Source organism: Streptococcus oralis (assembly GCF_003943825.1).
Taxonomy (GTDB): domain Bacteria; phylum Bacillota; class Bacilli; order Lactobacillales; family Streptococcaceae; genus Streptococcus; species Streptococcus oralis_CD.
On sequence record NZ_RJNJ01000005.1, the window covers coordinates 169,914 to 196,433 of the forward strand.

At 42.1% G+C, this 26,520-nt stretch carries 27 protein-coding genes; 6 read left to right on the forward strand and 21 right to left on the reverse strand.

Going from position 1 to position 26,520, the window contains the following annotated elements; translation table 11 throughout:
* Positions 1 to 53: 53 nt before the first annotated feature.
* From D8863_RS06105 to D8863_RS06140, 8 genes are all read right to left on the reverse strand, one after another.
* Positions 54 to 731, reverse strand: coding sequence for a DnaD domain-containing protein (locus D8863_RS06105; RefSeq protein ID WP_070535625.1), 678 nt, complete (start codon positions 729 to 731; stop codon positions 54 to 56).
* 8 nt (positions 732 to 739) lie between these two features.
* Positions 740 to 1,684, reverse strand: coding sequence for a homoserine O-acetyltransferase MetA (gene metA / locus D8863_RS06110; protein WP_033583487.1), 945 nt, complete (start codon positions 1,682 to 1,684; stop codon positions 740 to 742).
* Between the two features lie 186 nt (positions 1,685 to 1,870).
* The gene (locus D8863_RS06115) at positions 1,871 to 2,383 is read right to left on the reverse strand and encodes an adenine phosphoribosyltransferase (RefSeq protein WP_001049316.1); all 513 of its coding nucleotides are present in this window, start codon (positions 2,381 to 2,383) and stop codon (positions 1,871 to 1,873) included.
* Positions 2,384 to 2,556: 173 nt separating this feature from the next.
* Positions 2,557 to 3,246, reverse strand: a complete 690-nt coding sequence (gene rplA, locus D8863_RS06120; protein WP_001085675.1) for a 50S ribosomal protein L1 — start codon at positions 3,244 to 3,246, stop codon at positions 2,557 to 2,559.
* 97 nt (positions 3,247 to 3,343) lie between these two features.
* Entirely contained in the window at positions 3,344 to 3,769 is a 426-nt protein-coding gene (gene rplK / locus D8863_RS06125; protein WP_001085808.1) for a 50S ribosomal protein L11, read from the reverse strand.
* Between the two features lie 122 nt (positions 3,770 to 3,891).
* The gene (gene ldcB / locus D8863_RS06130) at positions 3,892 to 4,608 is read right to left on the reverse strand and encodes an LD-carboxypeptidase LdcB/DacB (RefSeq protein WP_061453363.1); all 717 of its coding nucleotides are present in this window, start codon (positions 4,606 to 4,608) and stop codon (positions 3,892 to 3,894) included.
* Positions 4,609 to 4,622: 14 nt separating this feature from the next.
* A complete protein-coding gene (locus D8863_RS06135) occupies positions 4,623 to 5,084 on the reverse strand; it encodes an HIT family protein (protein WP_125441390.1) in 462 nt (153 codons plus the stop codon).
* A gap of 1 nt (position 5,085) precedes the next feature.
* On the reverse strand, positions 5,086 to 6,123 hold the full coding sequence (locus D8863_RS06140; RefSeq protein ID WP_084860186.1) for a M42 family metallopeptidase: 1,038 nt from the start codon (positions 6,121 to 6,123) through the stop codon (positions 5,086 to 5,088).
* Between the two features lie 139 nt (positions 6,124 to 6,262).
* Between D8863_RS06140 and D8863_RS06145 the strand changes: the two genes are divergently transcribed.
* Positions 6,263 to 6,814 carry a DUF1307 domain-containing protein gene (locus tag D8863_RS06145; RefSeq protein WP_000844332.1) on the forward strand — a complete coding sequence of 184 codons (552 nt, stop codon included), beginning with the start codon at positions 6,263 to 6,265 and terminating at the stop codon, positions 6,812 to 6,814.
* A 318-nt stretch (positions 6,815 to 7,132) separates the two neighbouring features.
* Entirely contained in the window at positions 7,133 to 7,672 is a 540-nt protein-coding gene (locus tag D8863_RS06150) for a DUF1307 domain-containing protein (protein WP_125441411.1), read from the forward strand.
* Positions 7,673 to 7,718: 46 nt separating this feature from the next.
* Here D8863_RS06150 and brnQ read toward each other — a convergent pair whose 3' ends face one another.
* The 12 genes from brnQ to recJ all read right to left on the reverse strand — a co-directional run bounded on the left by brnQ (position 7,719) and on the right by recJ (position 22,306).
* Entirely contained in the window at positions 7,719 to 9,044 is a 1,326-nt protein-coding gene (gene brnQ / locus D8863_RS06155; protein ID WP_185761456.1) for a branched-chain amino acid transport system II carrier protein, read from the reverse strand.
* Positions 9,045 to 9,229: 185 nt separating this feature from the next.
* Positions 9,230 to 9,517, reverse strand: coding sequence for a rhodanese-like domain-containing protein (locus tag D8863_RS06160; protein WP_125441392.1), 288 nt, complete (start codon positions 9,515 to 9,517; stop codon positions 9,230 to 9,232).
* Between the two features lie 205 nt (positions 9,518 to 9,722).
* Positions 9,723 to 10,301, reverse strand: a complete 579-nt coding sequence (locus D8863_RS06170; protein ID WP_125441393.1) for a uracil-DNA glycosylase family protein — start codon at positions 10,299 to 10,301, stop codon at positions 9,723 to 9,725.
* Between the two features lie 53 nt (positions 10,302 to 10,354).
* Positions 10,355 to 11,755 carry a dipeptidase PepV gene (gene pepV / locus D8863_RS06175; RefSeq protein ID WP_084877822.1) on the reverse strand — a complete coding sequence of 467 codons (1,401 nt, stop codon included), beginning with the start codon at positions 11,753 to 11,755 and terminating at the stop codon, positions 10,355 to 10,357.
* A gap of 12 nt (positions 11,756 to 11,767) precedes the next feature.
* Complete coding sequence (locus D8863_RS06180) at positions 11,768 to 12,373, reverse strand: nitroreductase family protein (RefSeq protein WP_125441394.1); 606 nt, start codon at positions 12,371 to 12,373, stop codon at positions 11,768 to 11,770.
* Positions 12,374 to 12,546: 173 nt separating this feature from the next.
* Entirely contained in the window at positions 12,547 to 13,401 is an 855-nt protein-coding gene (locus tag D8863_RS06185) for a metallophosphoesterase family protein (protein WP_125441395.1), read from the reverse strand.
* On the reverse strand, positions 13,391 to 15,238 hold the full coding sequence (gene uvrC / locus D8863_RS06190) for an excinuclease ABC subunit UvrC (RefSeq protein ID WP_125441396.1): 1,848 nt from the start codon (positions 15,236 to 15,238) through the stop codon (positions 13,391 to 13,393). Before uvrC ends, D8863_RS06185 begins: the two co-directional genes overlap by 11 nt.
* A gap of 101 nt (positions 15,239 to 15,339) precedes the next feature.
* A complete protein-coding gene (locus tag D8863_RS06195; RefSeq protein WP_044021172.1) occupies positions 15,340 to 16,041 on the reverse strand; it encodes a M57 family metalloprotease in 702 nt (233 codons plus the stop codon).
* Positions 16,042 to 16,145: 104 nt separating this feature from the next.
* Entirely contained in the window at positions 16,146 to 16,925 is a 780-nt protein-coding gene (locus D8863_RS06200; RefSeq protein WP_125441397.1) for an alpha/beta hydrolase, read from the reverse strand.
* A gap of 70 nt (positions 16,926 to 16,995) precedes the next feature.
* Positions 16,996 to 18,657, reverse strand: coding sequence for a ribonuclease J (locus D8863_RS06205; RefSeq protein WP_000065609.1), 1,662 nt, complete (start codon positions 18,655 to 18,657; stop codon positions 16,996 to 16,998).
* Positions 18,658 to 19,157: 500 nt separating this feature from the next.
* Positions 19,158 to 19,805, reverse strand: a complete 648-nt coding sequence (locus tag D8863_RS06210) for a COG3942 and LysM peptidoglycan-binding domain-containing protein (protein WP_000754474.1) — start codon at positions 19,803 to 19,805, stop codon at positions 19,158 to 19,160.
* Positions 19,806 to 20,089: 284 nt separating this feature from the next.
* Positions 20,090 to 22,306 (reverse strand): single-stranded-DNA-specific exonuclease RecJ, encoded by a 2,217-nt coding sequence (gene recJ, locus D8863_RS06215; protein WP_185761458.1) that lies wholly within the window; start codon positions 22,304 to 22,306, stop codon positions 20,090 to 20,092.
* A 176-nt stretch (positions 22,307 to 22,482) separates the two neighbouring features.
* Here recJ and D8863_RS06220 point away from each other — a divergent pair, with 176 nt between their 5' ends.
* From D8863_RS06220 to D8863_RS06235, 4 genes are read left to right on the forward strand one after another with little or no spacing between them, the layout of a single operon-like run.
* Entirely contained in the window at positions 22,483 to 23,241 is a 759-nt protein-coding gene (locus D8863_RS06220) for an amino acid ABC transporter ATP-binding protein (protein WP_125441398.1), read from the forward strand.
* Positions 23,242 to 23,251: 10 nt separating this feature from the next.
* Positions 23,252 to 24,046, forward strand: a complete 795-nt coding sequence (locus tag D8863_RS06225) for a transporter substrate-binding domain-containing protein (RefSeq protein ID WP_125441399.1) — start codon at positions 23,252 to 23,254, stop codon at positions 24,044 to 24,046.
* A 12-nt stretch (positions 24,047 to 24,058) separates the two neighbouring features.
* A complete protein-coding gene (locus D8863_RS06230; protein ID WP_084917987.1) occupies positions 24,059 to 24,736 on the forward strand; it encodes an amino acid ABC transporter permease in 678 nt (225 codons plus the stop codon).
* 9 nt (positions 24,737 to 24,745) lie between these two features.
* Positions 24,746 to 25,405, forward strand: coding sequence for an amino acid ABC transporter permease (locus tag D8863_RS06235; RefSeq protein WP_000443890.1), 660 nt, complete (start codon positions 24,746 to 24,748; stop codon positions 25,403 to 25,405).
* A 39-nt stretch (positions 25,406 to 25,444) separates the two neighbouring features.
* Here the strand turns inward: D8863_RS06235 and D8863_RS06240 are convergent, their stop codons facing one another.
* On the reverse strand, positions 25,445 to 26,467 hold the full coding sequence (locus tag D8863_RS06240) for a YdcF family protein (protein WP_125441400.1): 1,023 nt from the start codon (positions 26,465 to 26,467) through the stop codon (positions 25,445 to 25,447).
* Between the last annotated feature and the right edge of the window lie 53 nt (positions 26,468 to 26,520).

Consider the following 26,520-nt stretch of genomic DNA (forward strand, 5'->3'; position numbering starts at 1 on the left):
TATTTATAAGGAGCTTGCAAACCTTACTCTAATTTTCAAGATTTTTCAAGCGACTAATCTTGCCACAAATTCATGGCATCGAGGAAATCAGCCGAAGCCTGAACTTGTTTGGGATTGTTGGCTTCTCGCTCTGCTCGTTTGGCCTCTACCTGAGCCACAGACTGAATGCCTTCATGGCGCCAGTTTCGTAGGATTGCCTGAATATATTTCCAGTTTGGCTTGCCATTGAGAACGGCCTCTCGGAGAGCCTCCTTGATCAAATCCGCCTTAACTCCATCTTCTTTGACAGTCTTAGAAAGATCTTCGATTTCAAATGGCGTTAATAAGCGTCCCAATTCCTGCTGGAAAGTTTCAACCAGATCCTTCAACTGATTCTGCGGATTTGGGGCAGTTGTATCTGGAGTTTGGTTGTCTAGCAAGCTATCCAAGCGTTCAAAAGCCAAACTAGCATCAAAAATCAGCTCAATTTCCCCATTTAGTTCAATGGTCCGATATTGTAGCAAACCATTTTCAGTCAAATTTGAAATAGATTGGTTGACATCTGCAACCTCTTTCCCAATGATTTCAGCAATCTGACTAGGCGAAACATCTCCTAGGGCTGTGGTATTTTGTAAATAGAAAAATTGCCAGACGAGAAAATCTTCGCTGGAAGGAAAGAGTTCCTTAAAATGCAAGAGCAGGGCACTTGGCAAAACCAAGTTCCCTGATTTAAAAGCGTCAAAATATGTCATAATTCCTCTTATAGATATCCAAATGCAGCCGCATCATCCTCTACCTTTCTCCAATCAAAAGGGGTTTCTTGATAAACTGCATAGTTTACCCAATTGCTGAAAAAGAGGGCAGCTGATGAAGACCAACAGAGACAGGGCGTCTCATTTACATCATCATTTTTAAAGTAGTTCTCTGGGATATGAGGGTCGAGTCCCGCCTCATAATCACGAAAATACTCTCTTGCCAAAGTGTCACGATCGTACTCCAAATGACCAAAACTATAAATCTCACGCAAATCTCGACTAGCTAGGATAGAAACCCCAACTTCAGGACCTTCTGACAGAATCTCCAGATTGGTCTTGTTTAAGATTTCTTCTTTTAAAATCTCCGTATGACGAGAATGAGGAGCTACATAGCGATCATCAAAACCTCTAAAAAGAAGGTGCCCTTCTTTCAAGGTGTCCTGTGGATAAATGCCTGATAGTTTCCGATCCATCTGGTGCTTTTCAACGCCATAACGAACATAAAGACCTGCTTGAGCTCCCCAACAGATATGGAGTGTTGAAAAAACATGCGTCTTGGACCATTCGATGACCTGTTTAAATTCCTCCCAGTAATCTACCTCCTCAAAAGGCAAATGCTCTACTGGTGCTCCCGTGATAATCATTCCATCAAAAAAGTCATCCTTGACCTCTGGAAAGGTCTTATAGAAGGTTTCCATATGTTCGGCACGGGTTGTCTTTGAATGATGCGTCTCCATATATAAGAAATCAATATCTAATTGCAACGGTGTATTAGCCAAGTGCCGCAAGAGTTGCGTTTCTGTCACCATCTTTTGGGGCATGAGATTTAAAATCAAAATCTTCAAGGGGCGAATATCCTGATGAGCGGCCCGTTGGTCGTCCATAACAAAGATGTTTTCTGTCCTTAAAATCTCAACAGCTGGTAATTTTTTATCAAGTCGAATCGGCATAATACCCTCCTAACAGTTCTCTATTTCGGGAATGATCTTGTCTGTTTGAAAGTAAAAACCTCCAAATACTTCTTCCCTATATTATACTGTATGAAGATATAGTTTTCAATTATAGTTTTTCTCTAACTAGCTATAGTTAATTTATATAGCAAAAGAAGAGAAAACAGCCCCAAGGACTGTTTTTCATTAATAATGCATAAGTACCTTGTAATCGTAGTCTCCGATTTTTTCACGGCCTTTAAGCTCATCCAACTCAATCAAGAAAGCACAACCGGCTACAACTCCACCAAGTCTTTCAATCATCTCAATGGTTGCCTTGACAGTTCCACCTGTTGCCAAAAGATCATCTACGATGAGAACACGTTGACCTGGCTTAATCGCATCAGCATGCATGGTCAAGGTATCAATACCGTACTCTTTCTCATAGTCAGCAGAAATGACTTCACGTGGCAATTTCCCTGGTTTACGAACAGGTGCAAAGCCAATTCCCAACTCAAAAGCAACTGGGCAGCCAACAATAAATCCACGAGCCTCTGGCCCAACAATCATGTCGATCTTCTTGTCTGTTGCATACTGAACAATTTCACGAACAGCGTAGCTATAAGCATTTCCATCTGCCATCAAAGGGCTGATATCACGGAAGGTAATACCTTCCTTAGGATAATTTTCAATCGTTGCGATATAATCTTTTAAATTCATCTTTTTCTTTCTTTCAAAGTTTTTTACTCTCTATTATAGCATATTTTCTGTGAAAGAAGAAGAGGAAAAGCACTATTGCTATAAACCTGATCAATGAGCTGATTTTTCTAAAAGGTCATACTCATAAAAAAACGAGCACTTTCGCACTCGTCCTTTCTTTTATAAACTACTGATTAAAGTGAGTTTACGTCAACCTTGATACCAACACCTTGAGTAGTTGTGATAGTCAAGTTTGTTACGTAAGTTCCTTTAGCTGTAGCTGGTTTTGCTTTTTGGATTGTTTCGTTGAAAGCTTTGAAGTTTTCAACCAATTTTTCAGCTTCAAATGATACTTTACCGATGATTGCTTGAACGTTACCTGCACGGTCTGCACGGTAAGTAATTTTACCACCTTTAGACTCTTCAACTGCTTTAGCAACATCCATTGTTACAGTACCAGTTTTAGGGTTTGGCATCAAGTTACGTGGTCCAAGGACACGTCCAAGACGTCCAACAAGAGCCATCATGTCAGGTGTAGCGATAACTACGTCGAAGTCCAACCAACCGTCGTTGATTTTTGCAACAAGGTCATCTTCACCAACAAAGTCTGCACCAGCAGCTTTTGCTTCTTCAGCTTTTGCACCACGTGCGAAAACAAGAACGCGTGAAGTTTTACCTGTACCGTTTGGCAATACCATTGCGCCACGGATTTGTTGGTCAGCTTTTTTAACGTCGATGTTCAAGTTGTAAGCAACTTCTACAGTTGCGTCAAATTTTGCAAAGTTAGTTTCTTTTGCAAGTGCTACAGCTTCTTCTACACTGTATGCTTTTGTGCTGTCGATTTTCTCAAGAGCAGCACGAAGTTGTTTGCTTTTTTTAGCCATTTTCTATTCTCCTTGTAAGTGGTTCAATCGATTTTCATCTCCCACGTCACTTCTCGAAATGATGAAGTCTTGCGGGTTATATTGGGGGTGTTATTGATTAGTCAACAACAGTGAATCCCATAGAACGAGCAGTACCTTCGATCATACGCATTGCAGACTCAATGTTTGCTGCGTTCAAATCTGGCATCTTAGTTTCTGCAATTTCTTGTACTTGTGCACGAGTAACTGTAGCAACTTTAGTTTTGTTAGGTGTACCTGATCCTTTTTCAACACCTGCAGCTTTTTTCAAAAGAACAGCAGCTGGTGGTGTTTTTGTAACGAAAGTAAATGATTTGTCTTCGTATACTGAGATAACAACTGGAATGATCATACCAGCTTGGTCAGCTGTACGAGCGTTGAACTCTTTTGTGAATCCCATGATGTTGATACCAGCTTGACCAAGAGCAGGTCCAACTGGTGGAGCTGGTGTAGCTTTACCAGCAGGGATTTGCAATTTTACAAGTTTTTCGACTTTTTTAGCCATTTTTAAATCCTCCTTTGTGGTTTTGGCGGTAATTAAAGATTTTTACCTCCCACAAGTATGCTTTACACATACCTTTCTATTATACACTATTTATCTAAAAATGCAAGAGAAAAATTACTTTTTTAATCGACGTAATCTCCGCCTTCAAAGCCATAGTACTCTTCCAAACTGAGACCACTTGCAGCAATTTCTTTGGCTTCTTTTCCGACGTAGCGCAGATGCCATTCTTCCGCCATGTAGCCAGTCTCTTTTTCCTTGCCTTTGAGATAGCGAACAACAAAGCCATAGTCAGCCGCATGATCCAAGAGCCACTGGGCTGCCTTCTCCTCTGTCACTAATTCTCCATTAGTCCCGATCAAATCAAATGCAAGACCTGTTTGGTGTTCACTATAACCTGGGCGAGCTGAGTAGCGATCAGCAGCTTCCTTACCATCTTGATTCACATAGTCTTGATAAAGTTTGGTTTGAGTTTCATAACTTCTAAAACCACTGTAGTGATCGCTGATTGGGTAGCCAGCTGCTTGCATTGCTGCAATGAGCTTCAGCAACTCTGCTTTAGCTGTTGGATTTTCTCCAGGATTATAGTCTTTTGACAAAGGATAGTGCTTATTAGCTATGACGATTTCATCGTACTTCCCTTGAATACTATAGTAGTCTCCCTTATTGACAACTTCTGCCTTCTTCTGACTAGAGGCTTGGGATTTGCTTCCTACAGTTCCTTCAGGTTGACTAGTTTGTTCCGTTTTTTGAGTGTTTTCTTCATTTTTAGGTTTTTCTTGAGAACATGCTGCTAGGGTTACTGCCAGCAAACCAGATAAAACAATGTATCTTTTTTTCATTTTTCCTTCCTCTCTTAGACCACGTGCTTCTCTAATTCATCGGATAAGGCTTTAATCATTTGTTCCAACTCATGGGATTTCACTTGGCAATCTTCTGCCGCCATTTCTTCCCATGGCACCCACCAGACTGGCCCACGGCCATTCAATCCATGCCCTCTCATATCACCTGACCGTCTTGGAAAGAGGTGCCAGTGAGCGTGGGCATCACCATTTCCTAGGAGTTCAATATTCATCTTTTCAGCCTCAAATACTTTGGCGACTGCTTCTTGGACCAAACTCATTTCCTCTAAAAAGCGAAGTTTTACAGAAGTCTCCATATGGTGGAGTTCTGTGACATGCTCTTTTGCCAGAAATAAGGTATAGCCCTTAAAGTATTGGTGATCTCCAATAACAACATAGCCTGTTTCTAGTTCTTTTATAAAGTAGGGATTTTCCCCTTCCTTGATCCATTCAATTCTTTGACAAATCAAGCACATATTAGTCTACCAATGCACTCTTGAGATAGGTATCAACCATACGCTCAGTCGCTACGACCGAATCAATGTGTGTTCGTTCGTAAGAGTGACTGGATTCAATACCAGCTCCAAGGAGGGCGTGTTTGACCTCTGCTCCTGCTGACATAGCTGCTGAAGCGTCCGATCCGTAAAATGGATAGATGTCGAGCTTAAATGGAATATCTTGCTCTTTCGCCAAAGCTACCAAGTGTTGACGGAAGTCATAGTGATAGGGACCTGAAGCGTCCTTGACACAGATAGACACTGTATACTCATCCGTCTGCTGGTCATCGCCCATAGCTCCCATATCTACAGCTAGATATTCCACTACCTGAGCTGGAATATTGGAGTTTGCACCGTGACCCACCTCTTCAAAGACTGAAAAAGCAAAATGAGTTGTTACTGGCAATGCAATCCCCTCTTCCTTATAAACACGAAGAAGATTGAGCAAAATTGCTGCGCTGACCTTGTCATCCAAATGACGGGACTTGATAAAACCAGTCTCTGTCACGACAGTACGTGGATCAAAGCTGATAAAATCACCGACCTCAATACCCAAGGCGCGCGTTTCCTTTTCATTGGTCACTTTTTCGTCCAAACGCACTTCCATATTGTCCTGCGTACGTTCTGCAGTTCCCGCATCTTTGTAGACATGGCAAGATGTCTGGTGGATGAGGATAGTTCCAGATACCGTTTTACCTGTACTAGCCACATGAACCGTACAGTTCTCTCCCTCAATCATGTTCCAAGGGAAACCACCGATACGATCCAATTTGAGACGGCCATCCGGTTTGACAGCACGGACAATAGCACCCAGCGTATCCACATGGGCAGTCACATAGCGGTGTTGGTCATCATTTTGACCTTTAATAGTAACATTGACACCACCCTTAGCAGTTCGAATAGGCTGGTAACCAAGCTCTTCTAAAGTATGGACTAGGTAGTCTGAAATCTCACGAGTAAAGCCCGTTGGAGATGCAATAGCAGTTAATTCTTTGATATAGTTTACAGTTAGATTCATTTCTTCACCTCTTTCCTACCATTATAACATTTTTCTAGTCAGACTCCTTCTCAAAAGGAGAAAAACTGTGTTTAGTTGCTTTCACTATAGATCCATGTTATAATACAAATACTTTGATTATGAAAGGAAAGTAACAAATATGAAATCATACTTTAAAGTATCACTAGCCCTTGTGGCTTCACTTGTTCTCCTGCTCGGATGTTCCAAACAAGCGTCAACACCTACCAACAGCAGTTCTAAAGAAGACACAACAACTCAGTCAAGTGAGAGCAAACAAAGCAGCAAACAATCATCTGAAAAGAAAGAAACAACTAAGACACATACTTTTGTCAACAAAAGCAATTCTGGAATCACTTCTACCTTGGTTTATACTGTAGACGGCGACAATGTTATCAAGCAATCAGCTCATAACATTGCTGATCCTGAAATCCTTGGTGCAACTCCAGAAGATGTCAAGAGTTTTATCGAAGAAAAGTACAAAGGTTATAATGGACTCAAAGGTGTTAAACAAACGATTGAAATCAAAGATGGAAAAGTTGTTCAAGATCTAGAAGTTGACTTCTCAGTTGCAAGCATTAGCGAACTTAGAAAAGCACTTCCTGAAGAATATTCTGGTATCGGTAATCGTGTCAGTTTCTCAAATTCTAAAAAAGCACTGGAAAAAATGGGATTCACAGAGAAGACGAACTAATCTCCCAAAATTTCATATAGACTAGTGTAGGTCCACCCCAAAAGTTAGACACAACTCTGACTCTTGGGGTATTTTGTTACATCCCTAACCGATGAGTTCAATAGATTCCTCCAAATCCCATAAAAAGTGCATTTAAAACTTCACACCCTTATAAAGCCATATGATAAAAGATTTTTGAAACAAATAGAGACAAAACTTTAATCGTCAGACTAGTTTCTGTTCATTGTCATGTCAAGTCAGATGAGAGGGGAGGTCTAGTTGATTTTGTAGTAGAATCATGTTATAATACAAAATACTTTGATTATGAAAGGAAAAGACATGAACAAATATTTTAAAATGACTCTTTGTATAGCTCTACCATTAGCTATCTTATTGGGATGTTCAAAACAATCAACAACCTCATCAACTAGCTCAGCAAAAAGTGAAACTACTCAGGTAGAATCTACTAGCCAGCAAGCTACAGAAAACAAATCTGAAGTAAAAACTGTGACCTTTGTAAATGATACTCGTACTGGCTTTAATTCTACTTTAACCTACACTGTGGAGGGAGACAAAGTATTGAAACAATCAGGTCATAATGTCTATGATCCAGAGGCTCTTGATACTACTGCTGAAACTCTTAAAGCATTTGTTGAAAAAACTTATAAAGGATATCAAGGCCTCAAAGGTGTTACTCATAGCATCAAAATCAAAGATGGGAAGGTCGTTCAAGATGCTGAAGTCGACTTCACAGTCGCAAGTATTGACGAACTTAGAAAAGCCTTACCAGAAGAATACTCAGGCGTAGGTAACTATGTTAGCTTTACTGCTTCTAAGAAAATGTTAAAAGATCTTGGATATACTGAAAAAACTAACTAAGTGTCTTTTACAAAAATAAAAAACCTCGGCTTATGCCAAGGTTTTTTTATTCCATCTCAAAAACGTCACTCTCTTGTTTGTTTGGTAGAACCAATGAAAGCAAGATTCCGATAATAGCTGGCACTAGCCATGGAAGAGAGGCTGACGCAAACGGAAGGGCATTAATCAGATTTTCTAGAAACTCAATCTTAAAGGAACTTCCAAGGACACTTGCAAGAGCAATAGCTGTAACAAGCCCAATAGTTAACTGCATGCCCGGTTTTGATAGGGCTACAAACTTATTAACAATCACGATCATCACAATGGCGATGGTGATTGGGTACAAGATTACTAATACTGGAACTGAGTACTTAATGATTGCATCAAGACCAAGATTTGCAATGGCAAACCCAATCAAGGTAAAGGCAGTGGCATAGACCTTGTAGCTGATTTGTGGGAAACGTCCGTTAAAGAACTCCGCTGTCGACACAATCAATCCAACTGTCGTTGTGAAGCAGGTTACAGTTACCATAACAGCAAGGAAGAGTTGAGCTGTTGAACCAAAGATTTCCTGAGTTGCTTGCGACAAGATATAAACACCTGGTGTTCCACCCTTCATCACTTCTGCTGGTACTGGGAAGTGATTTCCAAGGAATCCTAAACCAATGTAAAGAGCGCTAAAGGCAAGAGCTACAACGATACCAACCACCCAAATAGTTGAAATGTATTCTTTCTTACTGGAGAATCCAAGTTGTTTCAAGGTTTGAACAGCAATCGCACTAAAAGCTACTGAGGCAAGGGCATCCAAGGTGTTATAACCTTCTAGGAATCCTGTACCAAAGGCAGAAGCTTGATAAGCAGCTGAAGCCGCTTGAGGGCTTGTTCCACCATATTTGAAGGCACCTAGTACAACCAAGATAACGATCAATAAGGCAAAGACTGGCGTTAAAATACGTCCAATTCGATCCAAGATTTTTGATGGATTGAGTGAAATCAAATACGCTGCCGCAAAATACAGCACGGTAAAGATAATCAACCCTAGACCTTTATTAGCATCCGACAAGAGGGGGCTAATCCCAACTTCATAAGCTGTTGTGGCTGTACGCGGAATGGCAAAGAAGGGGCCAATTGATAGATAGAGGACTGCAAGATAAAGCGTCGCAAACCAAGGTGAGATTTTCTTAGAAATCTCGTGAATATATCCTTTAGGGTTTAGGGTTCCAATAATAAGTGTCAAGACGGCAATGCCGACACCTGAAAAGACAAAACCTGCGATGGCAGGAAGAAATTGTTCTCCAGATAAAGCACCTAGAGAAGGCGGAAAGATCAAGTTCCCCGCACCAAAAAATATTCCAAACAGGAGCAAGCCTGTTAGGGCACCTTTTTTAGCCATAATAATCTCCTTCATATTTCTAAAATACTGACCTAGTATACCATGATTAAGACTCTGAAAAAAGTATCCAAAATTAATCATTGAATGTTTTCAATATTTTTAAAAATAAGAATTATCTAAAAACAAAAATCCCTCACTCAGTTGGAACCGAGCAAGGGAAGATTAGGATCTATCGCTATATAGCTTTAAAGATTTTCAAAGGCCGTCATTCCACCTTGGACATTGATAACGTCATAACCCTGTTCAGCTAGAAATTGACAAGCACGCGCTGATCTCATCCCAGATTTACAAATGACATAATGCAAGAGGTCCTTATCCAACTGATCATAGATATCAGCTAATTGACTAAGTGGTAGGTTCTGAGCACCTTCTAAATGAAGCGTCTCGAACTCTTCTGCTTCTCTCACGTCTAAAACGGAAAGGGACTCTTTCTGGTAAAGCTGGTAAAATTCATCGAAGGCTATTTCTTTCATTCTTTTTCTCCTAATACTCTTCGAAAATCTCTTCAAACCACGTCAGCTTCACCTTACCGTAGGTATGGTTACTGACTTCGTCAGTTCTATCCACAACCGCAAAACAGTGTTTTGAGCTGACTTCGTCAGTTGTATCTGCAACCTCAAAGCTGTACTTTGAGCAGCCTGTAGCTAGCTTCCTAGTTTGCTCTTTGATTTTCATTGACTATAAAATCGTTTTAATTCTTTTTTTCAAATCGGGCACCACTTCTGACTCAAACCAAGGATTCTTAGCCATCCAGATTTGATTTCGCGGTGAGGGGTGAACCAGAGGAAAATAGGTTGGCAGATAGTTCTGGTAATGTTTTACCCGCTCTGTCACCTTGCCACTGATTTTATCCTGTAAATAGTAGGCTTGGGCATATTGGCCAATCAAGAGGGTTAACTGAATATCGGGTAATTCCTTCAAGAGCTCTGGATGCCATTTTTCTGCGAAACCTGTACGAGGTGGAAGGTCGCCTGACTTGCCATGCCCCGGAAAGTAGAAATCCATGGGCAATACTGCGAAATAACCTGAGTTGTAAAAGGTGTCCTCATCCACACCTAGCCACTCACGCAAGCGATCGCCACTCTTATCCTTCCAATAAATCCCAGCTTCTTGTGTTTTAAGCCCCGGTGCCTGACCGACAATATTGATACGGGCAGTTTTTGGCGCCACAAAGAGAGGTTCGATTCCGCATTCTGTATAGCTGGTATTTTGCGGATCCGCCATAATGGCTTGCTTGATTCTTTCAATTTGAGACATCTGTTTTCCCTCCAAAAAGAAGTCCAAGCATACAATCTCAGACTTCTATCGTTTTATTTGATCAATTCATAAATAGCTTCTGCATAAATTGCTGCTGCTCGGAAGAGATCGTCCAAGGCGATAAATTCATTGGCTTGGTGCATGGTATCGATTGAGTCCGGGAACATAGCACCGTAGGCAACCCCACGTTCCAGCAAGCGACCAAAGGTTCCACCACCAATGACTTGTTCGTGGCCTTTAAGACCAGTTTGTTTTTCATAGACATTCAACAAGGTTTGCACAAGCGGATCTTCCATTGGCACATAGTGAGGGGTATGGCCGTGTTCAGAAAGACTAACTGAAGCCACTGGCAAGTTTTCAAGGATTGACTTGATTTGCTCTGGGCTTGTTCCTTTTGGATAACGGAAGTTAAGAGCAATCGTATTGTCAGCACTTGTTTCATCAAAGCGGAAGACACCCGCATTCATAGAAAGGGAACCCATCTTTTCATCCACATGAGCAACCTTGAGATTTTCACCCTCATGGTCATTCAAGAGAATCTTACCAGCGATGTCGAGGTAGTCTTTGGCTGGTCCAGCAAAGTCAAATTGGCTGAGGAAGAGGGCCAGGTAGGTCGCACCATTGACACCTGAAGCTGGCATAGCACCATGAGCTGATTTACCAATGATTGTCACCTTGTATTTGCCAGATTCTTTTTTAATTTCTCCTCTGAGTTTGTGTTCTGCAACAAAGGCATCTAGTTTGGCTTGCAAGTCAGCCAAGTCACCTGAAACGACTGCTGTTGCTGATTCAGGTACCATGTTTTCACGCAATCCACCTGTGAAGCTGTGAAGGCGAGCAGCACCTGTATTTTCACCTGCAAAGTGGAGGTATTCCGTAATATTCCCTTTTTCACCATTGATAATAGGGAATTCAGCGTCTGGAGAGAAACCGAAGTCTGGTTTCGCAAGTCCTACATGTTCAAAGTAGTAGTCCATGTCTGCCCAACCTGATTCTTCATCTGTTCCGACGATGAAACGAACTTTTTTAGAAGTTGGAAGACCTAATTCTTTGATGATTTTCAAACCATAGTAACAAGCTGTTGTTGGACCCTTGTCGTCTGAAGCTCCACGCGCATAAAGGCGACCATCTTTGATAGTTGGTGTATAAGGGTCCGTGTCCCAACCGCTACCAGCTGGCACCACGTCCATGTGAGCAAAGATTCCGAGAACTTCTTCTCCTTCACCAAACTCAAAATGTCCTGCGTAGTTATCGACATTTTTAGTTGGATAACCATCGCGGTCTGCGATTTCAAGGAATTTTTCCAAGGCTTTTACTGGACCAGGTCCAAATGGATGCTCAGCATCGGCCTTGCTATCGTCACGTTCGGAGTTGATTTCCAAAAGGCTAAACAAGTCAGCCAAGAGGTCTTCTTTGCGTTTTTCTACTTCTGCTGTAAAATCAATTGCTGTCATTTTTTCTTCCTTCTATCTTTTCTCAATGATTTCATCTACTGGCAAGCGGTAGCTTGGTTCCAATTTTTCATCTGTGTAACCCACTGTAATCAAGAGTTCTGGGCGGAATCGGTCTTCAATGTCCAAAACTTCGTTGGCTTTTGATTTGTCAAATCCAAGGATAATGTTAGAACCGATTCCCTGGTCTGTCAGAGCCAGAACCAAGTTCATGGCAACCAAACCTGCATTGAGGGCTAGGTAGTCGCTGACTTGTTGTTCACTGTAACGCGCAAACTCGGCAGGCAAATTCTTCATGAAATATTGAAGTTGCTCTTCAGAGAAGTTATTAGCGCCGCCAACTCGGGCAATCTTACGAGCACGTTTAGCCAAATCTGTGTCGGTAAACAAGGCAATGGTTACAGGCGCTGATGATACCTGTTCAAAGTTCGAACCATAAGCCAATTTTGCCAATTCAGCATTTTTCTCACGAACAACCACAAATTTCCATGGCTGGCTGTTGTGTGCACTTGGGGCCAATGTTGCGATTTCGATAGCCGTACGCACATCTTTGGAATCTACTGGTTTATCAGTAAAATGCTTAGTCGCATGACGTTTTTTATTTAACTCAAGAAATTTCATAATCGATTTCCTTTTCTAATTCTACTGCATCCATTCTACCATATTTTGAAAGAGCTTGCAGAGATTTTTCATAGAAAGAAATTGGAACACGGATGAAGCCCTGGATTTAAACTTATCATTAAAATCAGATTTTTCCTCATCCAGTTCCAACTATTTTTCAGGGGGTAAAGAAACTAGTCTACCTTATATTCTGACTTTATAGCCTCCAAAAATTCTTTCACATCCTCCACATACCCATGCTTTTCAATTAAACTAGCTAAGAGTTCTAGATTGTGCCCTCGATAGTTGTCATCTCGACGTAGTTCTTCATACATTTCGATAAAAGGAAGACCCTTGGACTTGGCTAATTCTAACTCTGCTTCATAATCATAGGAAACTTTTCGGAATAGAATATTTACCAATTCCCCATTTTCCACTTCTATCACGGCATACTGGGCACGGTGATTTTTTAACGCCTCCCAATTAAAATAGGGCATGCCAATCGACCCTGGATTGATGATTTGTTGCCCTTGACTGCCATAACGAAGCAACTGCTTGTGAACATGACCATAGACTGCCACGTCAACTTCATCATCTAGGAGTTGGTCAAATTTATCTGTATCATTGTCAACCAGTAAGTCACTCCCATAGTTTTTGTCAGGTAAATTATGAGAGAGAGAAAAGCGCAGTCCGTCAACTTCTTTCTTTTCCAGCATAGGCAAGCTTCGTAGCCAGACAATCGTTGCAGGATTCATTCGCTCCATCAAAAACTGTGTCATACGCAAGAGCTGGACTTCCTGTGGGTCTTCTAAGCCATATTGCCCATCTAAAGCCTCAAGGACACAATCATCCCAATTGCCTCGAACACTTGCTGTGATAGGCAGATCCTTTAGCAGAGCAACCAGATCATTTGCACCTGGACCAGGGAGGAAAATGTCTCCCATGAGCCAATATTCACTGGCTCCTTGAGTTTTAGCATCTGCAATCACTGCTTCTAGCGCCGTCGCATTGCCATGAATATCTGATAAAATTGCGATTTTATGGTTCATGATAGTTTCCTTCCGTTTGGTAATCTACTCTCTCTTCTGCTACTTGAGCCAATTCCACTTCTTCCTGAGGGTTCAACTTTCTTTTCACATCTTCTGCGACTGCTCTTGGCACACCCACTTCGACAATTTCATCCACACTAGCTTCCTTGATTTTAGTCAGAGATTTAAAATGCTTCATGAGATTCTGTTTGCGTTTAGGTCCCAGACCGTCAATCCCATCCAGTTGTGAAGAAAAGGAATTTTTTGAGCGCAGTTGACGGTGGAAGGTGATAGCAAAGCGGTGCACCTCATCTTGGATGCGTTGAAGCAGGAAAAATTCCTGAGAATTGCGAGACAACTCCACCACTTCCAGTGGATCTCCGAAGAGCAATTCATGGGTTTGGTGCTTGTCATTCTTTTGCAGACCTGCAATTGGGATATCCAAACCTAGCTCTTCTTGAATAACTTGCTTAGCGATATTGACTTGACCTTGCCCCCCATCAATGACAATCAAATCTGGCGGGGTTAAACCCTCACGTTGAACTCGACCATAACGTCTGCGAATAACCTCTCGCATACTCGCATAATCATCAGGTCCAATGACAGTCTTGATTTTGTACTTACGGTAGTCTTTTTTACTCGGTTTGCCATTGACAAAGACCACCATGGCTGAAACAGGACTAGTTCCCATGATATTAGAGTTATCAAAGGACTCGATACGTACTGGGGTCGGGATTTGGAGCAAGCGTCCCAGATTTTCAATAGCTCCTTGGGTCTTTTCGACAGATTTTTCCAGCAGATTGAACTTCTGCTCCAGACTAACACGGGCATTTTTTATGGCTAGATTGACCAGCTGCTTTTTCTCTCCACGTTGGGGCTTGAAAATCTTGGTATCCACCAAGGCCTTAACGGCTTCTTCATCGATATCTTGCGGAATCAGCACCTCATTGGGAACCAGGTGGGATTTTTCTTGATAGAATTGTCCCACATAGGTCAAGAAGTCCTCATCCGGATCGTTGTAATAAGGGAAAAGATTGACATCCCGCTCGATGAGTTTTCCCTGACGGACAAAGAAAACCTGAACACACATCCAACCCTTGTCCACATAGTAGCCAAAGACATCTCGATTTTGGAGATCCTTTGCCATAACCCGTTGCTTGGTCCGAAGCGTTCCAATGGCCTGAATCAGATCACGGTATTCCGCCGCACGTTCAAACTCCATACTTTGAGCTGCCTTTGCCATCTTGCCCTTGAGGTCATTGATGATTTTGTCATCCTGTCCCTTTAGGAAATCAGAAACCTCCTGAGCCATGGACTTGAAATAGGACTCATCTTTTTTACAGATGGTATGGGCCATACACTGGCCGATATGGTAGTAAAAACAGACCTTAGACGGTGGATTAGTACACTTGCGAAAAGGAAAAATCCGATCCAGCAGTCGCTTGATTTCATTGGCTGCCCCCACATCTGGATAAGGACCAAAATAAAGACCACCATCCTTTTTGACCTGACGGGTGATAATCAATCGAGGATAACGCTCATTGGTGATTTTAATGAAAGGATAGGACTTATCATCCTTGAGCATGATATTGTACTTGGGCTGATTTTCCTTGATCAGGTTGATTTCTAGGAGAAGTGCCTCAATATTGGACTCAGTGACGATAAATTCAAAATCCACAATTTCAGATACCAGAGCCTCAGTCTTGGTATCGTGACTTCCACGGAAATAGGAGCGCACACGGTTGCGCAGATTTTTAGCCTTTCCTACATAGATAATGGTGCCATTTTTATCCTTGTGAATGTAACAACCAGGGCTGGTCGGTAGGAGCTCTAGTTTTGATTTGATCAAGTTATTCATAGTTCCATTATAGCAAAAAGGCCGTAACAGGACGAACAAAAAGCCCCACCAATCACTTGTTGGAGGAGCTTTGATTTCTTTTCAGATTGCACCGACTTCATCTAGTCGCTACTGGAATAGAGTTCTTGAACAGCTGTCACATCCTGAGGCTGAATCCCATAATAGGAACCTGCTGGCTGCATGACAGAAGTCTCGTTGGTATGATCCAAACCGATGGCATGCCCCAGCTCGTGCTCCGCCGTGTGCACGATTCGGTCATAAGAATAACCATAGTTTGGATTGGATAGATAATAGTGATTCAGGCGAACCGTTACAGATATAAATTGTTTGGTTAACAAATTGGTTTGACTCTCGGCTTGACCTGCTACAGCGGTCGATCCATCATTCATCTCACTTGCCACAATATCTGCCTGGCTAGGATCCGCAACCACCTCAAAGGTAAAGGCTCCCGTTTGATTCCAGTTTTTTATGGCTTCTGCATAGGCACCTTGGAAGGTTTCATCCATTTGAGGCTCAATATAGATGCGAGCTGAGGCTTGAGCCCACTTGCCTTCTGCATGTTGGTGACTGTCTGTCTGAGACAAGACTTCCAGCGTTCCCGTCTCCTTCCATTGATTCCAGCCACCTTGACCAATCTTGCTCATTTTTTCAACCTGATTGACCGCAGAATGAAAATCACCTGTCAGATACCAAACCACTCCAAAGGCAATGATCAGTAGAATGACCACAGTCCAAACCAGACGCCAGAAGAAACGCCAAATTCCCAAAAGAAATCGGAAGAATAATCGAATAATCCAGAACATGACGCCCCACCTTTCATAAAAATAAGAACCTATCTTGAAATCACATTCTCCTTGATCAAGATAGATTCTCTATTTTACTGAAGAAAGCTGAAAGAAACCTAAAACTAAGATAAACGTTCTTCCAAGACAAAGTCAATTGGTAGAGTAGCTAAAAAACGCTCCAATTGTTTTTCCCAGTAGTACCACTCGTGCTTACCTGGACTATGACTATAGGTCACCTCAAAACCTAGTTTTTTGAGGTTTTTCACTGCGAGGTTATTGGCTGAGTAAAGATAGTCTTGTTCCCCACACCAAGCCCATAGTTTGGTCTTTTTATCAGATTTTGCAGCCGTGCTTTCAAGCGAATGAGGGCTAGCTGTCCAGTCTTTAATCTCTCCAAAAACTCCTCGCCAGTAGGCAAGTGACCCCAGATCCTGACTTTCAGGAGAAAATTCTTGAAAACTGAGCGCACCAGAAAAACTAGCCGCATGAGAAAAACGATTTGTCGATAGAGCGAGTTTGAAGGAACCATATCCTCCCATGGAGAGACCTGCTATGAAGGTCTTTTCCCGCTTGCTGGTCATATTGGGGAAGAAACGTTTCATGACTTGGGGGAGTTCTTCTGCTAGAGCAGTATAGTAGTTATAGCCATACTGAGTATCTGTGTACCAGCCATTGCTAGTATTGGGCATGATAACAATGAGATTGGTTCCACGCAACAAGCGTTCGACATTGGTACGTTTGAGCCAGCTATTTTGGTTTCCTGACATTCCGTGCAAAAGATAAAGAACAGGAATATCTGTGCACTCTGATTCTGTTACCCGACTAGCATCTGGATAGAGTACGGTAACGCCCCACTCCATATCCAAAACTTCAGAGTAATACTCGATATTCATAACTGCCATGGTTTTCTCCTTTATACTATTTCTATAAGAAAAAGCCGAAATTCGACTTTTTCTGTAGGTATGTTGCTTATTATTTTGCTTCCATCACGACTGGCAAGATTGCTGGACGACGCTTGGTTTGATCAAAGAGGTACTTGGTCAGATTGTCACGGACCTTCCCTTTGAGATCAGCCCAGTCAAAGTCGTCACCTTGAAGATACTCTTCTACCGTTTGGTTAATCAATTCTGAACTTTCACGGAGAATGTCACGACTCTTCTTGAGATAAACAAATCCACGCGTGTGAACACGGGCCTTGGCCACAATTTTCTTCTCACGACGGTTGACAGTGATCGCCACGATAAAGATTCCATCCTCTGACAAGACCTTACGGTCACGAAGGACCACATTTCCAACATCCCCGATGGCATTTCCGTCAATCAAGACATCCCCTGCAGAAACTGCTCCAGCTGGGACAAAGTCCCCATGTTCATAAGACATGGTCGTTCCCTTTTTAGGGATGAAGATACGCTCTGGCAACATTCCAACTGCCATGGCAGCCTTGGCATGCGCATCCAACTCACGATACTCCCCTTGGATAGGGAAGAGGTAATTTGGTTGCAAAAGATTGATCATCAACTGCAAATCACGCGCATTCCCGTGTCCGGATACTCGCAAGCTTTGGGTAATGAGTTTCACCACACCACCAGCTTGGTAGATCATGTTCTCTACACGCGCCATGACAGCTTCTTTGGCGATAGATGGAGTCGTTACGATATAGACCAAGTCTCCATCTTTGATTTCCACATAGCGGTGGCGACCAATAGACATCTTGCGAAGTCCATTAATAGGCTCACCCATACGGCCCGTCTCAAGGATAATCAACTCATGGTCTTCAAAACGAGACATTTCTTTTGGTTTGATCAAGAGACTTTCATTAGCTAGAGATAATTTTTTGAGTCGAATCGCAGTGCGGACGATATTTTCAATATCAAATCCAGTCAAAACAACTCGGCGACCTGTATCTGCTGCAGCATCAAAAACCTGCTGGATACGAGAGAGGTTGCTGGCAACTGCTGCAACAATGATACGACCTTCCCAGTCTGCAATGGTCTGAGTAATTTCATCCCCAACTTCACTCTCGCTCGCCACCTGGATATTGCTATCAGCATTGGCTGAATCACTGAGGAGCGCCAAGACACCATCACGACCAATCTCTGCCAAACGAGCAAAATCCGTCGCATAGGATTCGCTAGCTGTCTGGTCAAACTTGAAGTCCCCTGTATAAACGATGCTACCTTCAGCTGTTTTCAGGACTATTCCCAAACTTTCTGGGATGGAGTGAGTTGTACGGAAGAAGGAAACCACAGTCCCTCCAAAGTCGATCTCCGTATCTTCATCAATCACATGGAAGTCATTGAATTTCTTAACCGTATCATTTCCTTTGACAAAGAGTTTGGCCAACTCAATGGTCAACTCAGAACCAAACACAGGCACCTTAGCCTCTGCCAAAAGATAAGGCAGGGCACCAATGGCATCCGCATGTCCGTGGGTCAAAAAGACCCCAGCGATACGATCGCTATTTTCAAAAAGATAGTCCATATTTGGAATAACGACGTCAACTCCAAGCTGTTCATTTTCAGGGTATTTAAGCCCAGCATCCAAAACAAAAATAGAACCATCGATTTCAGCGATGTACATATTTTTACCATTTTCTCGTACACCACCTAGTGTTGTTAAACTAATATTACTCATTTTTCCTCCGAAACTTCATTTATCTTGATTATAGGGTGAATTTACCCTTTTATTCTAAAAGTTCTAAAACTTTCAGCCGAATCTTTTCCTACCATTATACCATTTTTTTGATTATTTTCAAAACGAAGATAGGTTTTTAACTAGAGATTAGTCACTACTGTGAATCAAATCTTTTTACTTTGACTTCTCTTTTAGAGGCTTCAACGAAGATAATGGAACGATTGTACCATAAAAAATATGGATTTCTTAATCAATTTGATTTCAGATACCTTTCTCGAACCCTAAATTTCTCTTTTAGTTCAAAAAAACTTGCTTTTACCTCTCGACTTGAGAACTATTTTCTACAAAGACATGGTTTATCTACATTCAAAAGCGAGATTTTCCTGTTCGCTACAGAATCTAAAAATTTTTCAGCAATTATCCACCAAGATGGAGCTTAACGATAGGAAATTTCTTCAAAAAGAAAAAAGACTTAGAAATTCTAAATCTTTTTATCATCTTTAGTTTGGATAGATATAAGTGACGTTTCCTAAAAATTCGTGTGGATTAAAGAAGCCACGATAATTTGCAATCTGCTTTTGACGTCTGTAGTTTGCTTCCAATACCTGGATAGAGTTTTCACTTTGAACATCTGTTACATAAGCAACGTGTCCATATTCACCACCGTCCCAAACGGCGATTGCTCCTACTACTGGAACACTTCCTGTCTTATAGCCTTGAGCACTCGCGTAGATTGCCCACGTGTTAGCATTTCCCCACCAGTTGCTAGCCCAAGGCGCCAATTCTTTCACGCCCCATGTACACTGACCAACAGGATAAGAGTTTCCATAGTTTGTAGGAGTCTTTTCGACAACATCCTCTGTATCTGATACCACATTCGCAGTACTAGCTGGAGCACTGTAGGCAGAGCTAGCCTGAGCGGAACCACTCACTTCCAATACATCGCCTGGGTGGATAGTGTCAAAGATAGTTTTTCCATTCAAAGCTGCCAACTCATGCGGATCCATGCCGTTTGCAGTTGCAATGGCATAAAATGAATCACCATCTTGGACAACGTAAGAGTTCGCATGAACAGTTTGAGCCCCAACTGTAGCTAAAATAGCCGTAGAAGTCAAACCAAGAGTCAGTTTCGTAACTGTTTTTTTCATAACTAGGTTCCCCTTATATTTTCTTGATAAGAAAATCATACTTGATTTACATGTCAGTTAGTTTAGAGTTATATTTTAGTCATGTTACAAAAATTTATACTTTTACTACATAAGGTTTAAAAGCAGACATCGTATAAAGTGATAGAAGAGAATAAAAATGAATCATTCCCCTAATCTTTACATCAGTAAACCACTCAAAAGACCGTCTTCTCAACCACTCCCACACCAAGCATTTATCCGACAAAAAGAGACCGAGATAGGTCATCTCAGTCCCTTTCTATCTATTACTCCATTAAAAAATCATACATTTCTTGCACTGTCCCCAGCGCCATCATTTCTTGGTCTTTAACGGTCTGTTTGAGATTTTGGTAAATCTGACTTTCACCAATTTCCCTTTTCGGCGCTTCTTTATTGACTGTCATGACACCATCTTTGATCGTCACAAAGCCCAGCTCTTCAAATACTTGGATCATCTTGACCAGCAAGATTTGTTGGATATTGAGATAAGTCGCCAAATCTTTGAGCTTGTAGCGAATATCAAACTCTGGGAACTGGTAAATAGTCTTGTACAATTTTGCAAACTGTTCTCTAGTTCCATAACCTGTCAGATAATAGGCCTTGTTGATGTCGTTTTTGAAATAGACAGCTGAGAAATCCTGTTCCTGAAAAATGGCCTTCAGCAAGGTAATATCTTCCGGAATATTTTTCACAACAACCGCTTCACTATTCGCTAAATCTGGCACCTCTCCAGAGAAATCCAAGACTGGAACCCCTTCTGGCAAGACTGCATTTTTCCCACGAATGTTAAAGAGTTGAACACCTTCCACACGCGCATCTACCATCATCAACTGGAGGGCAGTTTGCCCATTCCATTGGTTGACAGACAAGGTGACTGCTAATTCTAGATTCTTGGTTTGAGAAAATTCTGTTGCCCATCTACCTTGTCCAAAGGCCACCACTTCAAAACTCGCCTCACCCTTGGAAATTTTTAGTTTGAGGTGGGCATTGCCTGCTCCCATGGTTCTGGCACTTTCGACATGAAAATCCTTGATATAAAAGACAGGTTTCTGATTGTCCATTCCAAAAGGTGCCAAGCGTTCAAAGCTTTTGACCGTTTCCAAGCTAAGCGTCTCCAAGTCTAGCTCTTCATCTAGATTTAACTTATTCTTACCACTAACATCTGCGCCTTTTTCATGGATATAGTCTTCCAATACTTGAGATAAATCTGAAAGTTTCTCCACTTCCAGCGTCATTCCAGCTGCACCAGCATGGCCGCCAAATGCGATGAAGAGATCTCGATGGGGATCCAGAGCTTCAAAAATATCGACTGCTTCCACACTACGAGCGCTACCCTTGGCACGACCATCTTCTATATTAAGAACGATAACTGTCTGCCCTAGTTCTTCCAACAAACGACCAGCAACGATACCCAGAACGCCAGGATTCCAGCCTTCCTTGGCCAAGACCTGGACCTTCTTCTCAGGATCCACCATGGTCTTAGCTTCTTCATAGATAGATTGGACGATTTCCTTGCGCTCTTCGTTTTTCTGATGAATCATGAGGGCAATCTCATGTGCTTCCTCATCGTCAAACCCAGTCAGCAAATCAATGGCAGGATTGGGATCATCCAATCGCCCCAAGGCATTTAAACGAGGAGCAATCTGGAAGCCAACCGTTTCTTCTGTCACTTCGTTCGCAGCAATCCCAGCCATATCTAGCATTTCTTGCAGACCGTTGCGCTGAGTATGTCCCAACATTTCCAGACCATATTGGACCAAAATGCGATTCTCATCCGTCAAGCTCACCATATCAGCAATGGTTCCGATGGCAACCAAATCAAGCAATTCTACTTGCACTTCTTCCAAAAGGGCGCAAGCTAGCTTGAAAGCCACTCCACAACCAGCTAACTGTTTGAAGGGATAGTCCGCACCCGGATGCTCAGGGTGAACAATCGCAAAGGCATCAGGAAGGGTTTCCGGCATGGAATGGTGGTCGGTCACAATGACATCCACTCCCATAGACTGGGCCAGTTCAATTGCTTCGTGACCTGCAACCCCATTATCCACCGTCACAATCAAGGAAATTCCCTCTTGCTCGATAAAGTATTTATAAACACTGGCATTTGGACCATAGCCATCGGTAAAACGATTGGGTAGGTAAACACGGCACTCAGCACCAAGCTGTTCCAAACTTTCCTTCACAATCGAAGCTGAAGTCATACCATCCGCATCGTAGTCTCCATAGATGAGAATGTTTTCCCCTTCTTCAATGGCCTGACGAATCCGTTCCACTGCCTTATCCATATCATGGAGCAGATAGGGATCATACAAGTCTCCCAAAGAAGGTTCTAAAAACTTCTTTAGACTTTCTTCATTCTGAATCCCTCTTTCAAATAATAACCGAGCCACCTCAGGACCCAGTCCAGCCTTCTTGGCTATCTTTGTAAAATCCGCATCTTCAACCTGCGGGGCAAACTGCCATTCATAAGTAGGAGTTATCAAAAAAACATCCACTCTTTCTAAGAATTCTATCGTTTCATTATAACATGATTTAGGCATTTTCTCTATCCAGATTGCTTTTTTATAACATTTTAGTGAATTTTTTCAGATATGATTTGACAAGAACATTCTTTTGTTGTAGAATCATGTTATAAAATCTAACACAAAGGAGATCTCTCATGGCTTTAGTAGAATTTAAAAACGTCGAAAAATATTACGGAGACTATCACGCACTCCGCGACATCAATCTCCGTTTTGAAAAAGGACAAGTTGTTGTCCTGCTTGGACCTTCTGGTTCTGGGAAGTCCACTCTTATCCGTACGATCAATGGTTTAGAGGCTGTTGACAAAGGAAGTCTCCTAGTCAATGGACACCAAGTAGCAGGTGCTAGCCAGAAAGATTTAGTTCCTCTTCGTAAGGAAGTCGGCATGGTTTTTCAACATTTTAACCTTTATCCACACAAAAATGTGTTAGAAAACGTGACACTTGCGCCCATTAAAGTTCTAGGAATTGATAAAAAAGAAGCTGAAAAAACCGCCCAAAAATATCTGGAATTTGTAAACATGTGGGACAAGAAAGATTCTTATCCGGCCATGCTATCTGGTGGACAAAAACAACGGATTGCCATTGCACGCGGACTCGCTATGCATCCGGAGCTCCTCCTCTTTGATGAGCCAACATCTGCTCTTGACCCTGAGACTATCGGTGATGTACTAGCAGTTATGCAAAAACTAGCACATGACGGGATGAATATGATCATCGTTACCCACGAAATGGGCTTTGCTCGAGAGGTTGCGGACCGCATCATCTTTATGGCAGACGGAGAAGTTTTGGTAGATACGACAGATGTCGATGACTTTTTTGACAACCCAAGCGAACCTCGTGCCCAACAATTCCTCAGCAAAATTATCAACCACGAAAGTGACAAAGTCAAATAAGGAGGCGCCTATGAAAAAGAAATTCTTTTTATCCGCATTATTGATTAGCCTTTTCAGCCTTGCTGCTGCCAAACCAGTTCAGGCTGATACCAGCGTCGCAGACATTCAAAAAAGAGGCGAACTAGTTGTCGGTGTCAAACAAGACGTTCCTAATTTTGGCTACAAGGATCCCAAGACAGGGACTTATTCTGGTATCGAAACGGACCTTGCCAAGATGATTGCAGACGAACTCAAAGTCAAGGTTCGCTACGTTCCTGTTACCGCTCAAACCCGCGGTCCACTACTAGACAACGAACAGGTCGACATGGATATCGCAACCTTCACCATCACAGACGAACGTAAAAAATTATACAATTTCACCAGTCCCTACTACACGGATGCTTCTGGTTTTTTGGTCAATAAATCCGCCAACATCAAAAGCATTGAGGACCTAAACGGCAAAACCATTGGGGTTGCCCAAGGTTCCATCACCCAACGCCTGATTACTGAACTGGGTAAAAAGAAAGGTCTGAAGTTTAAATTCGTAGAACTTGGTTCCTATCCAGAATTGATTACTTCCCTTCACGCTCACCGTATTGATGCCTTTTCCGTGGACCGCTCTATCCTCTCTGGCTACATTAGTAAACGGACAGAACTACTAGATGATAGTTTCAAGCCATCTGACTACGGTATTGTTACCAAGAAATCAAACACCGAGCTCAACGATTATCTTGATAGCTTGGTCACTAAATGGACCAAGGACGGTAGTTTGCAGAAACTTTATGACCGTTACAAGCTCAAACCATCTAGCCATACTGCAGATTAAGGAGGACACCCCATGACAGATTTATCATCTTGGACAGCCTATTTTCAGGATTTTGGACAATTTTTCAATGGTTTCCTCTTCACTCTTGCCCTAGCGATTGGTTCCTTTATCCTCGCCATGGTTTTGGGCATCTTCTTTGGAGCCATGTCAACAAGCAAACGCCCAGTCTTGCGTGTTTTGGCTCGTATCTTTGTCGAATTTTACCAAAATACTCCCCTCTTGGTGCAGTTTGTCATCGTCTTTTATGGTTTACCTCTTATCAGTGACCACACCATCATGATTCCGATTTATTGGACAGCTGTACTCTGCGTGGGACTCTATCACGGCGCTTATATCGCTGAGGTTATTCGTTCAGGGATTCAGTCTATTCCTAGCGGTCAAATGGAAGCCGCCTTGTCCCAAGGTTTTACCTATATCAGTGCCATGCGCTTGATTATCTTGCCTCAGGCCTTCCGTATCATTCTCCCACCTTTGACCAACCAAATCGTCAATCTCATCAAGAACACCTCTACAGTTGCCATCATCTCTGGAGTAGACTTGATGTTTGTGACCAAGTCTTGGTCGGCTCTCAACGGAAACTATATCCCAGCCTTTTTAGGCGCTGCTCTTCTCTACTTTGCCCTATGCTTCCCTGTTGCCCAGTTTGGTCGCAAGATGGAGCAAGCCAACAAAAAAGCCTATTCACTTTAGGAGGTTACTATGGAATCTATTTTAGAAGTTTTGACCCCAGATAACCTAGTCTTTATCTTTAAAGGATTTGGCTTGACCCTCTACATTTCTCTGATTGCTATCGTCCTCTCGACCCTTATCGGAACAGTACTAGCCGTCATGAGAAATGGGAAAAATCCTGTCTTACGGATCATCTCCAGCATTTATATCGAGTTTGTACGTAACGTTCCCAACCTCCTCTGGATTTTCACCATCTTTTTGGTGTTTAAGATGAAGTCCACACCAGCTGGTATTACAGCCTTTACCCTCTTTACCTCAGCAGCCCTGGCTGAGATTATCCGAGGCGGTCTCAATGCCGTGGACAAGGGCCAGTACGAAGCAGGAATGTCGCAAGGATTCACCTCTGCGCAAATCCTCTACTACATTATTCTCCCACAAGCGATCCGTAAAATGTTGCCAGCTATCATTTCTCAGTTTGTAACTGTGATTAAGGATACCAGCCTTCTCTACTCTGTTATCGCTCTACAAGAACTCTTTGGAGCCAGTCAAATTCTCATGGGACGCTATTTCGAACCAGAGCAGGTCTTTAGTCTTTATATCCTGATTGCCTTGATTTACTTTATCTTTAACTTTGCCATTTCTAGCCTGTCTCATAAGCTAGCAAAACGTTGGCAACAAGCTGCGGAATAAAAATCAGCTCTCCGCAAAAATGGAGAGCTGATTTTTTGATTACCATAGAACACCTCTATAGGAGAAAATCAGAGCTAAAATCAACAAAACATAGAAAGCGATAAAAAGCCATTTCATCTTCACACATAGAGCAATGTATTCTCTGATAAAGGCCGATGGGATATAGTAGGCGGCTGTACGGCAACCAAGACCATCTCCCTTCATCCCAATACGGCGAGCATAGGTACTGGTACGAAAAACATGGTAATCATTGGTCACAAAGAGAAAACGTGGACTGGCCACCAGCTTCTCTCCCATTTCTTTTGAGAAGAGAAGATTCTCATAGGTCGTCGTTGAGTCTTCCTCTAGGAGAATCGCTTCTCTCGGAACATCCGTCTCTTCCAGCAAATAATTACAAATTGCCTGAGCCTCGGAAATCTTCTCATCCCCACCTTGACCACCACTTGCGATGATTTTAACATTGGGATTGAGAGACTGGTGATAAGCTTCTACTGCCTTGTCAATGCGACTCTTCAGTAAGGGAGTGACTTTTTCTCCATTCAACAAGCCTGCTCCGTGAATGATGATAAAATCATAATATTTTTTCTTAGGAATGAAAAGATACAGAATGGAATAAAGCAGAAATCCTGCAAAGGCAAAACCAAAAATCAAATACGAATAAATCAAAAAGAAAAAGATAATATTCACTAGATGATTGGTGTAGAACAAGCCCTTGGTATCGCTCACTCGAATCGCCATGATCACAAAAAAGAATAGAATCACGCAGCCTAATCCTAGAGACAAATAATTTGCCTTGGATTTTCCTTCTTTTTTCAATAACACAAATCCATTATAAATAAGGAAAAAACCACTTAGAAAAACTAAAAGAGGCAGCAGGAGAAAAATCCCTGCAAAGAAAACCATGTGCACTTCTTTCTGCCCAGCTTCGTAAAAAAGATTGGCAATGGACATATAAGAAAAGAGCAGAGACAAAAGCAAGAGAGCTGGATTCCAGAGACTGCGATTGTCCCTTAAAAACGAAACGAGAAAAAGTAGGACAAAAAATCCTGTGATAAAGTACATAGTCTCCTCCTTTGATGACTACATTGTACCATAATTATAGCAATAGAAAAAGA